General features: G+C 52.6%; 12 protein-coding genes. 7 read left to right on the plus strand and 5 right to left on the minus strand.

The window, feature by feature from the left end:
* Window positions 1-59 precede the first annotated feature (59 nt).
* Entirely contained in the window at window positions 60-602 is a 543-nt protein-coding gene (gene smrB / locus HP572_RS12885) for an endonuclease SmrB (protein ID WP_010298564.1), read from the plus strand.
* An 87-nt stretch (window positions 603-689) separates the two neighbouring features.
* Here smrB and sixA read toward each other — a convergent pair whose 3' ends face one another.
* Window positions 690-1172, minus strand: coding sequence for a phosphohistidine phosphatase SixA (gene sixA, locus HP572_RS12890; RefSeq protein ID WP_095700077.1), 483 nt, complete (start codon window positions 1170-1172; stop codon window positions 690-692).
* 1135 nt (window positions 1173-2307) lie between these two features.
* Between sixA and HP572_RS12895 the strand changes: the two genes are divergently transcribed.
* The 5 genes from HP572_RS12895 (at window position 2308) to HP572_RS12915 (ending at window position 7825) form a co-directional block, all read left to right on the plus strand.
* The gene (locus HP572_RS12895; RefSeq protein WP_205549923.1) at window positions 2308-2856 is read left to right on the plus strand and encodes a spore coat U domain-containing protein; all 549 of its coding nucleotides are present in this window, start codon (window positions 2308-2310) and stop codon (window positions 2854-2856) included.
* Between the two features lie 183 nt (window positions 2857-3039).
* On the plus strand, window positions 3040-3576 hold the full coding sequence (locus HP572_RS12900) for a spore coat U domain-containing protein (RefSeq protein WP_240583403.1): 537 nt from the start codon (window positions 3040-3042) through the stop codon (window positions 3574-3576).
* A 35-nt stretch (window positions 3577-3611) separates the two neighbouring features.
* Complete coding sequence (locus tag HP572_RS12905) at window positions 3612-4385, plus strand: molecular chaperone (RefSeq protein ID WP_205549927.1); 774 nt, start codon at window positions 3612-3614, stop codon at window positions 4383-4385.
* A gap of 58 nt (window positions 4386-4443) precedes the next feature.
* Window positions 4444-6810 (plus strand): fimbria/pilus outer membrane usher protein, encoded by a 2367-nt coding sequence (locus HP572_RS12910; protein ID WP_240583404.1) that lies wholly within the window; start codon window positions 4444-4446, stop codon window positions 6808-6810.
* 4 nt (window positions 6811-6814) lie between these two features.
* Window positions 6815-7825, plus strand: a complete 1011-nt coding sequence (locus HP572_RS12915) for a spore coat U domain-containing protein (protein ID WP_240583405.1) — start codon at window positions 6815-6817, stop codon at window positions 7823-7825.
* On the opposite strand, the gene fadJ is transcribed toward HP572_RS12915, so the two are convergent.
* The 3 genes from fadJ to HP572_RS12930 form a co-directional block, all read right to left on the minus strand.
* Complete coding sequence (fadJ, locus tag HP572_RS12920; RefSeq protein WP_240583406.1) at window positions 7818-10034, minus strand: fatty acid oxidation complex subunit alpha FadJ; 2217 nt, start codon at window positions 10032-10034, stop codon at window positions 7818-7820. The genes HP572_RS12915 and fadJ overlap by 8 nt on opposite strands.
* On the minus strand, window positions 10031-11344 hold the full coding sequence (gene fadI, locus HP572_RS12925) for an acetyl-CoA C-acyltransferase FadI (protein ID WP_240583407.1): 1314 nt from the start codon (window positions 11342-11344) through the stop codon (window positions 10031-10033). The genes fadJ and fadI overlap by 4 nt, the downstream gene beginning before the upstream one ends.
* Before the next feature lie 407 nt (window positions 11345-11751).
* Complete coding sequence (locus tag HP572_RS12930) at window positions 11752-12048, minus strand: YfcZ/YiiS family protein (RefSeq protein ID WP_182812260.1); 297 nt, start codon at window positions 12046-12048, stop codon at window positions 11752-11754.
* A 381-nt stretch (window positions 12049-12429) separates the two neighbouring features.
* Here HP572_RS12930 and fadL point away from each other — a divergent pair, with 381 nt between their 5' ends.
* Window positions 12430-13740 carry a long-chain fatty acid transporter FadL gene (gene fadL / locus HP572_RS12935; protein ID WP_205549935.1) on the plus strand — a complete coding sequence of 437 codons (1311 nt, stop codon included), beginning with the start codon at window positions 12430-12432 and terminating at the stop codon, window positions 13738-13740.
* A 176-nt stretch (window positions 13741-13916) separates the two neighbouring features.
* Here fadL and HP572_RS12940 read toward each other — a convergent pair whose 3' ends face one another.
* Window positions 13917-14669 (minus strand): SDR family oxidoreductase, encoded by a 753-nt coding sequence (locus HP572_RS12940; protein WP_240583408.1) that lies wholly within the window; start codon window positions 14667-14669, stop codon window positions 13917-13919.
* Between the last annotated feature and the right edge of the window lie 51 nt (window positions 14670-14720).

Here is a 14720-nt window from a genome sequence, read left to right on the forward strand (position 1 = left end):
TTAGCGACAGCGGGGAGACAAGGTAAACTGATCGAATGTTGACGCAAGATGAATAAAACATGAGTAATAAATATTCGCTGAATGACGACGAATTACAGCTTTTTCGCACGTCAATCACTGGCACAAAAAAGTTGCGTCAGGATACCTATACCCACAAACCGCTGCGCAAAAAACCGGGTGAATTACCCGCCAAACGGGCATTGCAGGAGCAGGTTGATGCCAGTTTCTATTTTTCGGATGAATTTCAGCCACAGTTGGATGCAGAAGGCCCGACGCGCTATGTCCGCCCGGGTGCCAGCCATTATGAATTGAAGAAGCTTCGACGGGGAGATTATTCACCGGAGCTGTTTCTGGATTTGCATGGCCTGACGCAGCTTCAGGCGAAGCAGGAACTGGGCGCGCTGCTAGCGGCCTGTCGGCGGGAGCACGTTTACTGCGCCTGCGTGATGCACGGGCACGGCAAACATATATTGAAGCAACAAACGCCGCTCTGGCTGGCACAGCACCCTGACGTGTTGGCTTTTCATCAGGCTCCGAAAGAATTTGGGGGGAATGCCGCGCTGCTGGTGTTGGTGGCGCTAGAGGCACCGTCGCTTGAATAAGCTCGCTCTTCTTCAAAAAACAATGAGGCGTGTAAGTGCATTACACGCCTCATAACGTATGAATTCAGGAGCTTGGGGTTAGTTGTATCAGGATTTCGCGTTCAACTGCGCCGGGCTAACTTGCCAGTGCAGAATGCCATGACCGGATTCCGCTTCCACCTTCACGCAGGCAATAGCGGATGTGGCGAACATCGGTGCGGTTTCATTCTGGCATAACTCGGCAACCAGATAGCCCACCAGCGGCAGATGCGACACAACCAGAACCGCACCCACGCCTTCTCTTGCCAGCGTTTGCAGATAATAGCTAACAAGCTGAGCATCACCACCGGGCGTTAGCTCATTCAGGCAATCCGCTTCTTCCGGCAGCGGCAGCACTTTTTTCACCACCTCGAGCGTTTGCTGGGCACGCAAATAAGGGCTCACCAGAACGCGCTCAATATCGATATTTTGCTCATTCAACCAACACGCCATCTGACGGGATTCATCACGACCTGCGTCGCTCAATGGCCGAACAGCATCACTCGCTGCATCAAGTACCGCATCACCATGACGCATTATCAACACTTGCATATTACACCGCTATGTTAATGAAATATATGATATATGCTCATACTTAATGCTGTATGAGCATTGGCTTTGCTGCCTCTTTGGCATACCTGCAATGTAGCCATATATAAGGTAGATACCCTAAATCATTCAAGTATGACGGGTATAACCGCTTTATTGTTGTAGGTTACCTGAGTTTCTCGCTATGTAAACTCACCTGAGGTCAGGTTTAGGTAGAAAAAGTCATCATACCCGCTTCCCGACCACAGGCTACCCACTGAGATCTGCCGTGAATGCGCCCCAATACTGTTATAACATTAACCATTCTGAATGGCGCGTTTTAGCGCTCCCATCATTAACAAGTCAATAGTCGTAATATATCAGCAACGTCACCAGACTTGCCTGCCCCTACCACCCATCATTAATTGCATGATAAATAAATAATTTATAGATATACGGTAGGATCTGCCCAACCCAAACACATAACCATATCTTTACAGTGATCATTATAATCACTTACAGTAAAATCAAAAGATAAGAGACAGAATTCAACAATGAACAAAAAATCAGCATAAAATACTGATAAAATCAAAAATGTCGATTTCTTGCACTTTTTTAACGCATATCAATTTTTGCGACATTGTTAAACAACCACTCTGGTTCTATCTTTATCTTAAGTAGCTCTTTTTTTTACTATTCGTTTTATATAAACAAGGTCATTACACAGAATATAACGTCATATAATAAAAATAGATTGCTCTTCTATTTATGGACGAATGTGCAATTCAGGATAAAGCCCGAAGAACCTCTCTGTTATTTATATGCCTGCCATTATTCACGCCACGGAAGATAAAATTAGCCATACGTGTTCTTTATAGCGTCATCTTCACCATACGGAACGTACTGAAAGTAGTAGCGATATATTTCAGTAATGCGACATTTTAGTGTCAATGGTTCTGCCAACCAGGAAAGAGAATAAACCCTCTGTATTTTCCCGGTCGGTTAATCTATGCCCTATAAATATCCATACTGATTAAAACGACTCGTTATGATTACTTTTTTAATAGTCATTCTTGACGAGCTGTTTTCACGAAAATCAATGCCCTGCCGTGAAAACACTTTCGATGAAAATAAGTGAGAGACATATAAAGGAATCATCATGAATTCTAAACGTATAACATTACCTATTCTGGCCACACTATTTACCACATTCGGCCTCTCCCCCACTGCCAGCAGCGTAACGATTAATGGTCAGATCCCTGTATCACTGACGATTACCTCTGCCTGCACGGTCAACAACGGGGGAGGCGCAGGCACTACATGGGGAACAATCAGCTTTGGTTCTCATTCCGATCTGACAGCCAGTATTGACGCCCAGGTTACCAGCACTGGGGGCAACGGGATTACCGTCAGTTGCTCTGTTGGCACGCCCGCAACATTAAAGATAGGTGACGGAGCCAATGCTACCGCCTCGCTACGCCGGTTAGCGCCGGGCACGGGAGCCTACAACGTCCCTTACCGTTTATACAGCGATTCAACCCGCACGACCGAAATCCCACTCAATAGTGCAACTGGCATTGCCATTGTTGCAACGGGCAACCCACAGCTGGTTCCCGTGTATGCCCGTATCCTACCGTCAGATCAGACCGTGCTATCGCCCACCGCTGGGGCTTATACCGATACCGTCACTGCCACGATCGAATGGTGATTTTTTACAGGCTGGCATGTTCGCATGCCAGCCTTTTTAGGGTCATTGATCCACAAGAAAAGGAGCCGTTATGTCACCACATCTCATACGCGATTCCGCGTTTGCAGCCTACGCCCAGCCTTCGCCCCTGACTCTGGGCGTTTCCCGTGCCGCCATTCAGGCTCGATAGCCGCGGGTATTGCGATGCGTTTTCCATCGGCATTGATTTTCTCACTCCTACTGTCTGGTTCCATCGTCCCCACGGTGGCGATGGCGCTTACCGTGAGCAGCACATTCGATGTCACAGCAACGATACAAAAAGGCTGTGTGTTTGGCACCAGCACAGCAAGCAGCCAGCCCAATATGGGAACACTTAATTTTGGGACGCTCAGCGCCACGGCGACCAACGTGGATATCGCCAGCACCAGCGGCGGGGGATCGATTATCGCGACCTGTACACCTGGCACTAATGCCATCATCGAACTGGGCTACGGTGCCAATGGCGGCAGCAGCGCACAGCGCTATCTGAAGAATGCGGCCGGGACGCGCCTGTTGGCCTACCAGCTTTACCGTGATGCTGCACGCACACAGGTATGGGGAACGGGAAGTCTGGCGCTCAGCATTGTCTCTTTTCCCGCTACACCCCAGACCTACACCGTTTACGCCCGCTATTTTGGCGGCACGCCTCTGCCTCCCGCAGGGGTTTATACCGATAACGTGACCGTCAGCCTGACTTATTAAAAACAAAACAGGGTGAACACAGGATGAAAAGGAAAATGACGCTTTTTATTCGGGTAATGGTTTTTTTATTAAGCGGTTTCGGCTCGTCTTGCTTTGCCGCCAGTTCTATCCTCGTTTGGCCGATTTATCAGGTCATTGAGTCCGATGAGAACAGCTCGGCGCTATGGTTGGAAAATAAAGGTGCTGCGCCCGTCGGCTTACAAATTCGTATAGTGTCCTGGAAGCAAATAGATTTTCAGGATCGTTATGCCGAGCAAAGTAATGTGATTGCCACACCGCCGTTCATGACACTGGAGCCGGGCAAGCGCAATATGATACGCCTGATTCGCGTCAACCCTGCCCCCGCCAATACCGAACAGGCTTACCGCATCATCGTTGATGAAATCTCCGCGCCCTACCAACAGGATGCCCCGCAGATGGGGCTGCAATTCCAGATGCGCTATCTGCTGCCACTGTTCCTTGATGGTGCAGGCATTTGGACACATATTCGCCCGGACAAACGACGCGCCACCACCGAGCCTACGCTGCCCGTACTCAGTTGGCGAGTTAGCCCGGTTGGGGGGAAAAACTATCTTTATGTCCGTAATCGTGGCGTCGTCCATGCCCGTCTGAGCAACGTCTATTGGTCAGCCGACCAAAGCGGAAAAGGAAGCCGGATAAAGGTAACCGACGGCTTTTTAGGCTATGTGTTACCGGGACAAGAGATGCGCTGGCCGCTGCCTGCTGGCGTATCCACACCGGGTGCAGGCATGCAACTCTTCACCAGCTTGATCGATATCACCGATCCTATCTTGATAAAACGCGAATGATGGGGCGATTAACGACAGCGACGTGTCTATTGACCACGCGGCCATGGTGAGGCCAGGCATGAAGAGCAAAACAGCCAGGTTTCCCCTGCTCATCTATGCCCCGTTTACGCTGTTTTATTCTGCGACGATTCTCGCGGAAGACTATACCGATCTTCCCGCGCCCCCCAGCGCCATGCCCTCACTCAGCGAGTCCGTTTACTATTTAACGATCTCCGTCAACGGGCTGAGCGATAATCTGGTCGTACCCGTCACGTATCGTGCGGGGAATTATTATGTCGATGCAGCAACACTGCGTTCGAATCACGTCCGTCTGCCAGACCAAAGCGTGGGGCTGGTGAATATCAACGCCCTGCCAGAGGTCACCACCGATTACGATCAGGCCATACAGCAGCTAAAAATCACCGTGCCTACATTCTGGCTACCCGAGCAATCTGTTGAAGGCGGCGGGCAGGACATGGCGCGTTTCCCCGCCCGTAGCAGTCCCGGCTTATTGTTCAACTATAACCTTTATTACACCTCGCCTCGTGCCAATTCAGATTCGCTCAGCAGTTGGATGGAACAGCGTTTTTTTAGCCCTTATGGAACCTTATCCAATACAGGGATCTACTACTTCACCTCGGGCAACAATACCGCGCAGCAAGATGGCTATCAGCGTTTCGATACCTATTGGCGCTATAACGATAACGAACGCATGATCACCTATCAGGTTGGTGACCTGATTAGCAACTCGCTGACGTGGAGCAACTCGGTGCGTATGGGCGGCCTGCGCGTCGCCCGCAATTTCGGCCTTCGCCCGGATATTGTCACTTATCCGATGCTGCAATACACCGGTACGGCTGCTGTGCCCAGCACGCTGGACCTGTTTATCAACGGGTATAAAGCGAACAGCACCAGCCTGAATGCTGGTCCATTCACTCTCACTAACACGCCTTACCTGAACGGTGCAGGGGAAGCGACCGTCATTACCACTGACGCTCAGGGGCGGCAGATTTCTACCACGATCCCATTTTACGTCTCAAACACATTGTTAAGAGCGGGATTAAGCGATTTCGATCTGTCCGTTGGCGTGTTACGTCAGGACTATGGCATAAAGAATAATGCCTACACTGACGATCCCGCTGTCAGCGGCATCTATCGCTATGGGTTGACCAATAAGCTGACTGTGTCAGCGCATGGCGAAGCCGTACAGGATCTCTATCTGCTCGGTGCGGGAGCCGACTTTACCCTTGGCCGCTGGGGTACGCTGAGTTCCTCCTACAGTCAGAGTGAAAAAGAAGCCACCGGACACCAATACACCACGGGCTACTCTTACTACACTTCCGCATTTGGCCTGAATGTTCAACATGCCAAACGCAGTGAGGAATACCGCGATTTAACCGCCGTACTCACGGAAGGCCGCCTCAGTAGAGAAAGCTATCAGGCAACGCTCAGCAGCCAGCTGTTCGGCGAAGGCAACGGCTCATTCGGCGTGGGTTATTTCGATATCCGCGCGTACGATTCAACCCGGACTCGCCTGCTAAATTTCTCTTTCAGCCGTCAAGTCTGGCAAAACAGCTCTATTTATCTCGCCTTTAACAAAGCGCTGGGAGAAAACGGCTACAGCGCCCAGATCCAGTTCGTGATGCCTTTTGGTACAAACGGCAGCATTAATGCCGGCGTTCAGCGCGACAACAATGGCGATTATTCACCGCGAGTCGGGGTGAACCGTACCGCACCGACAGAAGGTGGATTAGGCTGGAACGCCGCGTATGGCGCAGGGAAAAATCCTTATCACCAAGGCTCGCTAAACTGGCGCGGCCCTTATGCCATGGTTGCTGGTGGCACCTATGGCAATGAAGGAAACACCACGCAATGGGGTGAACTGAGCGGCTCGCTGATCTACATGAACGGGGGGCTTTTCGCCAGTAACCGTATCAACGATGCTTTTATTGTGGTTGATACCGAGGGATACCCTGACGTCCCGGTAAAATATGAAAACCAGCTGGTAGGAAAAACCAACAAACGCGGCCATTTGCTTGTGCCGTGGGTGGTGTCCCATTACCCCGCGAAAGTGGAAATCGACACACTACAACTGCCAGCCAACGTCACCACGCCACAGGTGGAATCGCGTGTGTCGGTCAAAGAAGGCAGCGGCACTGTCGTCACATTCCCCGTTCATGCCGTGCGATCCGCCAACATTAAGCTGCGCAATACGGATGGCAACCCACTCACCATCGGCACCTGGATAACAAACGAGGTCAGCGGGGACACCACCATCAGCGGCTACGATGGCCTGGTCTATTTCACCAATCTGGGAACCGCTAACCGCTTACGATTTAAACAAGAAGACGGACGGCTTTGCCGGGTGGAATTCTCACTGCCGGAATCACAGACCATGATGGCGACCATCGGCCCGCTTACCTGCCAGACTGACTCAAAAGGATAAAACGATGCTGACCCCGATACCAAAAATCCAGCACTTCTTCCCTACCAACCGGCGAGTTGCTCGTTGGCTGCGTCTGGCCTTCCTGTCGATGGCGCTGTATTACGCGCCCTTTAGCTACGCCGCCTGCACGACGCCACCGAGTTCCACTACGCTGGGGCCTTATGCCTCTTCCGTTGTCGGTGTTAATGGAACACCCCAGATCGTGACATCAGGCAGTGGATTCCGCTGTACGGGAAGCCTGCTGAGTATAGCCGGTACCAATACGATTACAATCACAATACTGGATGACAGTAATCCCAGCGGTACCGCCATGCGGATGCGCAGAGGGACGAGCACAGACTACGTTCCCTACAGCCTGTGTATCGATTCTGGCTGCGGTACGCTTTATGAAATCGGTTCAACCTATACCTGGTCTCGGACGACATTTCTGGGAATTTTAGGCCTGTTCAATTCAGCAGATGGCTCCATACCGATCTATATCCGCACCAGTATCGGCAACAACGTGGCGGCCGGGACCTATACCGATACGGTGACGATTAAATGGGATTATGAACTTTGTTCGCTGGGAGCGTTAGGTCTTTGTGTTTACGAAAGGGGCTCAACCACTTCAACCCTCAATATCACCATGAACATCACCAATGACTGCCAGATCACCAGCGCGCCGAATATCAGTTTTGGCATGGCGGCGTTCCCCGCTGATTTCGCGGCGGTCAACAATAACCTCGGGGTTCGCTGTACGCTGCTGGGCGCGTATACCGTCAAACTCGTCAGTACCCACCCTGACGATGCCAACTGGCGCAGAATGACGGCCACCGTCGGTGGCACGCCTTACTATTTGCAATATCAGCTCTATCGCACCGGGAACATCGCCTGGACCGAAACCAACGATTACAGCGGAACGGGTACGGGAATTACGCAAAATATCCCGTACACCGCCCGAATTAATGCCAGTCAGGCCAGTAAGCCAGAAGGCGCATATAAAGACACGGTGACGATCAACGTCACAATCAACTAGCGCTCTGGTCTTCATCGGTTGGCGGATAAAATGTCCGCCGACCTTCCCGCATCGCGAGCAGACGTTCACAGGGCGCGAACCGATCGCCATACTGCTGTTGCAGCACCAGCAGCGTTTTCACGACCGTTTCCACGCCCAGACGATCCATATAGTGGAACGGCCCGCCGAGGAAAGGTGGGAAACCAATGCCAAATACCGCGCCAATATCACCATCGCGGGCGCACTGGATCACGCCTTCTTCCAGGCAGCGCGCCGCCTCATTGAGCATCATCATCACAGCACGCTGGCTGATGAGCGCAGGGTCGATATGGGCCTTCGCCGTGACATCCAGCAGCGGATAAACCGAGCTGTCTACCTCCCTGCCTGCGTGCCAGAAACGGCGTGTTTTATTGTACCGGTAGAATCCTTTCCCATTCTTGCGCCCTTTCCGCCCATCTTTCAGGATCGCATCAAACGCGGGTGGAGAGGTGAACCGCTTGCCCAGTTCTTCACTCAGCACTGGCACAATTTTGGTCGCGACATCAATACCGACTTCATCAAGCAGCGCGAGCGGGCCGACGGGGAAGCCAAAGCGCACCAGCGCATAGTCAATCGATTCGATCGGCTCCCCTTCCAGCAGGCAATAAGCGGCTTCGTTGATATAAGGCGCTAATATGCGGTTCACATAAAAACCGGCGCTGTCGCCTACGACGATCGCGGTTTTTCCCTGCTTTCTCGCCAGAGCCACCGTCGTCGCGACCGTCTCTGCGCTGGTGTGAGCATGAGGGATAACTTCAACCAGCGGCATTTTGTCCACCGGACTAAAGTAGTGCAGACCCACAACCTGTTGCGGACGGCGCGCGCCCTCTGCAATCTGATGGATCGGCAGCGAGGACGTGTTTGACGCGAAAATCGTGTGTGCCGCAGCGTGCTCTTCAATCTCCGCCACCATTTGCCGCTTCAGCGCCAGATCTTCAAAAACGGCCTCAATGACGATATCCGCATGTTCAAAACCGCGATAGTCCGTACTACCGGAAATCAACGTCATCAACCGCTGGCGCTCCGTCGGTTTTATCCGCTTACTCTGAACGCGTTTGGTCAGCAGCTGCCAGTTGTACTTCAGCGCATGGTTAATGCCCTGTTCATTGATATCTTTAATGCGTACCGGCAACTTCCCGCGCGTCGCCGTCACGCTGGCAATCCCGCCGCCCATCAGCCCACCGCCGAGAATGCCCACACAGTGGATCGGCTTGGCATCAGAGGCCGCCCCGGTGGTTTTCTTTAATGCATTGGAGGCAAAGAACAGGTGGCGTAGCGCGGCCGACTCCGGCGTCATCACCAGTTTGCCGAACGCTTTCGCCTCGTGCCGATACCCTTCTTCACGCCCTTTTTCTATGCCCCGACGCACCACCTGGATGATTTTTTCCGTGGCCGGATAGTTACCGTGTGTTTTCGCACGTGTTTTGCGCTTCACTAGTTTGAACAGCACATCGCGAATGCCCGGACTGCTCAACAAACGCGAACGCCAGCCCAGCGGCACTGCTTTACGTTTTCCTTTTTTGAGAATCTCGACCGCCGTCTCCAGCAGAATATCGTGCGGGACGGCCTCATCAACCAGCCCTTGTCGTAACGCCTGACTCGCACGGAGGTGGCGACCGGTCAGAATGAGCTCCAGCGCACTATCCAGACCAATCAGCCGTGGCAACCGCTGCGTTCCGCCCGAACCGGGAAGAAGACCAAGCTGCACTTCCGGTAGCCCCAGCACCGTTTTTTCATCCAGCGAGCAGACGCGATAGTCGCAGGCCAATGCCAGCTCCAGCCCACCACCCAGACAGGCACCGTGGATCGCGGCCACCACGGGGAACGGCAGTGCGGCCACCTGATCGAACGTTTCCTGCCCTTGCTTCGCCAGATTCTCTGCCTGTTCGGCACTGCTGCACTGGTTCAACATGGTGATATCCGCACCGGCGATAAACGAATCGGGCTTGGCGGAAATAAAAATCAGTCCCCTAAGCGTCGCTTGCTGCCGCGCCTGCTCGAAGACCGAAAGAATCTGTTCTGCAAATTCGCTCTTTAGCGTGTTCACCTTCTCACCGGGAACATCAATGCAAATAACACCGATATTGTCCGGCCGAATCGTTAGGGAAAAGGCGGACGGGCTTTCCGTTACAGGCGCTGTTTTTTCCGTTGCAGATGATGTTGTCACGGAGAAAGGCTGTTGATCGTTCATGGCGTCACCTCCAGTACCATTGCCGCACCTAGCCCGCCCGCCGCGCAGGCAGTGGTTAACCCCAGCCCGCCGCCACGACGGCGCAATTCATTCAGCGTTTGGGTAATCATCCTCGCGCCAGTAGCGGCAAAGGGGTGTCCATAGGCAATGGATCCCCCCAACACATTGAACTTGGTGCGATCCACCTCACCCAGCGCGGCATTTCTACCCAGCTGATTCCGAGCAAACTCATCGCTGGCAAACAGTTTGAGATTTGCCAACGTCTGGGCGGCAAAGGCTTCGTGCATATCGATGAGCGTCAGATCAGCCAGCGTCACGCCAGCCCTTGCCAACGCCAGCGGGGAGGCATAAGCCGGCCCCAACAACATATCACGCTGTACGCCGATGGCGCTGAATGCATAGCTGCGCAGGTAGCCTAACGGCGTGATCCCCAGACTTTTGGCCTTGGATTCACTCATCATCAACACCGCTGCCGCGCCATCTGTTAGCGGCGTACTGTTCGCCGCCGTGACCGTACCGTGTCGGCGATCGAACGCTGGGCGTAAACGGGAGTACTGCTCCAGCGCGGAATCATGGCGCACGTTGTTATCTTCACTCAGCGCCTTGTCATAGGGTGGGACGTAAGCCGTCATGACTTCATCGCGCAACACGCCGGATTCCCAGGCCTGAGCCGCCAGCTTGTGCGAGCGGTGCGCCAGTTCATCCTGCTCTTCGCGCGTGATGCCGTAGGTTTTTGCCATCTGTTCGGCGGTATCACCCATGCGCAGCCCAGTGGAATACTCCGCCACGGCAGGCGCAACTGGCAGCAGGTCTTTCGGGCGCAGACCGCTTAACAGTTTCAACTTCTGGCTCAGCGTCCGGGCCTTGTTCATATCCACCAGCGTTCTGGCCAACGCTTTGCTGACGCCAATCGGCAGCACGGAAGAGGAATCCGCCCCGCCAGCAATGCCGACTTCCACCGTCCCCGCCATGATGCTTTCCGCCACGTTGGCGACCGCCTGAAAGCTGGTGGCGCAGGCGCGCGACACGCTGTAGGCATCGGTATGCACACTCATGCCCGTGCCGAGCACGATCTCTCTGGCGATATTCGGCGCTTCGGGCATTTGGACCACCTGTCCGAACACCAATAGCTCGATCAGTTCAGGGTCGATCCCCGTGCGAACCAGTAATTCACTGGTAACGAGCTTCCCTAATTCGATGGCAGGTACGCCATGATAGGCCGTTGCCTGCCGGGCAAATGGGGTGCGTAATCCGCTCACGAACGCAATGCGATCGCCGCGGCGGGTTATCAGAGGTAATACCTCGCTCATAAACGCTCCTGTTAACCGAAAATAAAGTACGCGCACAACAGGTCAGACCTGATTTCATTGTTAACCAGATAGTTACATTACGCAAAGCTGCGCAACACAAAAGTGTGAAGAGCATGCTGTTGTCAGCCCTGATACCATCAACCTTATGACAAGACTCAGGTGATAAAGATGACTAATACAACCGAAGAAAGCAGGACGAGACGAAATGCTGCACCGTTTTTATGAAGACATCGCGACGATCTGGGGAACGCCGACAACATGCCGACCGATTCTATGGCCAATTAACATGCGCATTGGGAGAATGGATAAGTGACGACACCACCGACAGTGGTGGATAGAAATAACGAAGGGAAACAAAACGAGTCAGGCAGGCGATGCGATAACGCAATGCCTGCCAGAAGGAAGGCTTAACGCAGGCCGAGCTGGAAAATCATCGTTTCAGCCTGGCAACTGAACGTGAAATCGATGTCCAATTTAACGCCGCCGTCTACGTCTTCCAGCGTGCTGGCGATTTCGCAAGGTTCAGACTCTACCGCACGCGCTTTTTCCGTCAGGGCGGCCAGTGCCGCTTCCGCCTCAGCACGATCGCCAAAAACGTTGCTGTAAGACGCCGTGCAATCCGTGTTATCCATAATTGTGCCAACATCGACACAGCAGCAGGCTGCGGTTTCTTCAGCACTGCATTTGTTGATTACGTTCGTCATGCTACTTTCCTCTTAAAACGCGGGAGATATGATCCAGTTCAAATATTTTTATCTTCCTTATATTTTACTCCCTCATCCCGAAGCAGTGCCAGCACTTCATGCTGACCAGTAATTTTAGTGATATCAATCACATTACGGTGTTATAAGGCAGTAAAGACCGAGTAATATCTCTTCACACAAATTAACCAAAACGTTAAGCAGGTCTAAATTCTGCATCATTTTAGAAATATTTTTAATACACGAGCGCAACATTGTCGTATTCCCAACTTATACTTTGGCAACTGGTCTGCTTTGTCAGGCTGAGTGCGCCCCCTACAATGCGCGTCCCTTGTTACTTCGTGTAACAAAGTTAAATAACAAGCATATAAAGAGGTTTTGGTCATGAACCAGAAAAACCTGTTCAAACAATCCACAATTGCTGTTGCGGTGGCCCTGTTTTCAGCAAATGTGTCCGCAGCTGGTTTCCAGCTAAATGAATACTCATCATCTGGTCTGGGACGCGCGTTTTCTGGTGAAGGTGCCGTAGCCGATAATGCGACCTCAGGTAGCCGTAACCCGGCGACCATGACCATGTTTGACCGCCCTTCATTCTCCGGTGGTGTCACTTATATCAACCCGGATATCGATGTTCAGGGGAAAAACTCCCTGACTGGGCAGAATACCAGCGCCAAAAATATTGCGCCGCACGCCTGGGTGCCGAACCTACACTTCATCATGCCGCTGAATGAGCAATGGGCGGTTGGTGCTTCCGCTACCACCAACTATGGCTTAGCAACGGAATTCAATGATAACTATGCCGCAGGTTCCATTGGTGGACAGACCGACCTGCTGACATCAAACCTGAATCTGAGCGCCGCTTATCGCCTGAACCAGCATTTTAGCTTTGGTTTAGGGGTTAACGCCGTCTATGCTGATGCCAAGATTGTTCGTCGAGCAGGTGAATTGGCAAACGTACCTACCGCTGCTGGTGGATTACAAGGGGTAGTCGCTGGTCCCTCCTCAGAAATAGCTCGTCTGGAAGGTAAGGAATGGGGTTACGGTTGGAATGCGGGTATCCTTTATGAAGTCGATGAAAATAATCGCTTCGGCCTGACTTATCGTTCAAAAGTCGATATCGATTTTAACGGCGATTACAGCAACAACCTCCCAACAGCAGTAACAGCATTGAACGGTACTGGTGGCGCAACGATCCCTGGCAAGCTGACGCTGAATCTGCCGGAAATGTGGGAAGCGTCGGCCTACCATCGCGTGGCGCCGAAGTGGGCGGTACACTACAGCCTGACCTATACCAGTTGGAGCCAGTTCCAGGAGCTGAAAGCAACGGGCAACAACGGTCAGACTCTGTTCCATAAAGATGAAAGCTTCCGTGACGCGTACCGTATCGCACTCGGCACCACCTACTATCATGACGATAACTGGACGTTCCGCGGCGGTATCGCGTTTGACGACAGCCCAGTACCGGCCGACAAACGTTCGATCTCCATCCCGGATCAGGATCGTTTCTGGTTGAGCGCAGGTACGACCTACGCCTTTAATAAAGACGCGTCTGTGGATGTTGGCGTGTCCTACATGCATGGCAAGCAAGTTGATATCAGCGAACCTATCTCTGATAGAGCGGGTTCGCCAAGTTACACTTTCAGCTCCAAAGGTAAAGCCTGGCTGTACGGCGTGAACTTTAACTATGCGTTCTAAATAACGTACGAGTTTATAAATAAAGCACGCGTTCTCATTGCTATCAGTCAGAACGTGGTAAAGCAGGTAAGGCAACTTACCTGCTTTTTTATTGCTCATCACAAGGCATTTGTCTCTTTCTTACTGGCGTAGTGATTAGCTAATGATGGACAATCCACGAACATCATAATGTCGGATCAGTCGTTCAAGAGACGCCCGCCATCCACGACAATCTCACTACCGATAGTCCATCGGGACTCATCTGAAGCCAGGTACAACACCGCCTTGGCAATCTCCTCCGCCGTGCCGAATCGGCCTGAAGGAATGCTTTTGACGATCTCCTCGTTGACCTGTTTGCGATAGGTATCGGGGATACCAAGTTTGTCATACAGCGGGGTATCGATTGGCCCTGGGCTAACCGCGTTGATGCGAATACCACGCGCCATCAGTTCGCTCGACAGCGTCTTTGACAGGCTAAGAAAAGCCGCTTTGGTCGCAGAATAAACCGAGGAACGAGCCGATCCTACATGCGCACTAATCGACGTGTTGAGCACGACCGAAGCAGGGCTGGCGAACACGGGCAGCAACGACTGGATCAGGAAGTACGGCCCCTTGACGTTGATGTCAAAGGAGCGATCAAACATCTCCTCCGTCCATTCCTCAATCGGTTGCCAAACGGAAACACCCGCGTTGAGAAAGACAGCATCAACTTTTCCGTAATGGGCTTCCACGGCTTGCGCCAGTTCCTTCTGTGCACTCACGCTAGCCGAATCGGCGCGCAACACCAGCACCTCGCTGCCAAGCTCGGCTTTTGCTGCGGCAATAGAATCGGGGTTGACCCCAGTAACGATGACGCGAGCCCCTTCAGCGAGAAACTGCTTTGCGGTTTCCAGCCCAATGCCGGAGGTGCCTCCGGTGATAAGGGTACGTTTGTTGTGTAAGCGAGACATAGGGAACTCCTGATAATCATAGCGGGATGCAGCAATGTGCTGCCGGGGACA

The organism is Pectobacterium sp. PL64 (genome assembly GCF_022477975.1).
Classification (GTDB): domain Bacteria; phylum Pseudomonadota; class Gammaproteobacteria; order Enterobacterales; family Enterobacteriaceae; genus Pectobacterium; species Pectobacterium jejuense.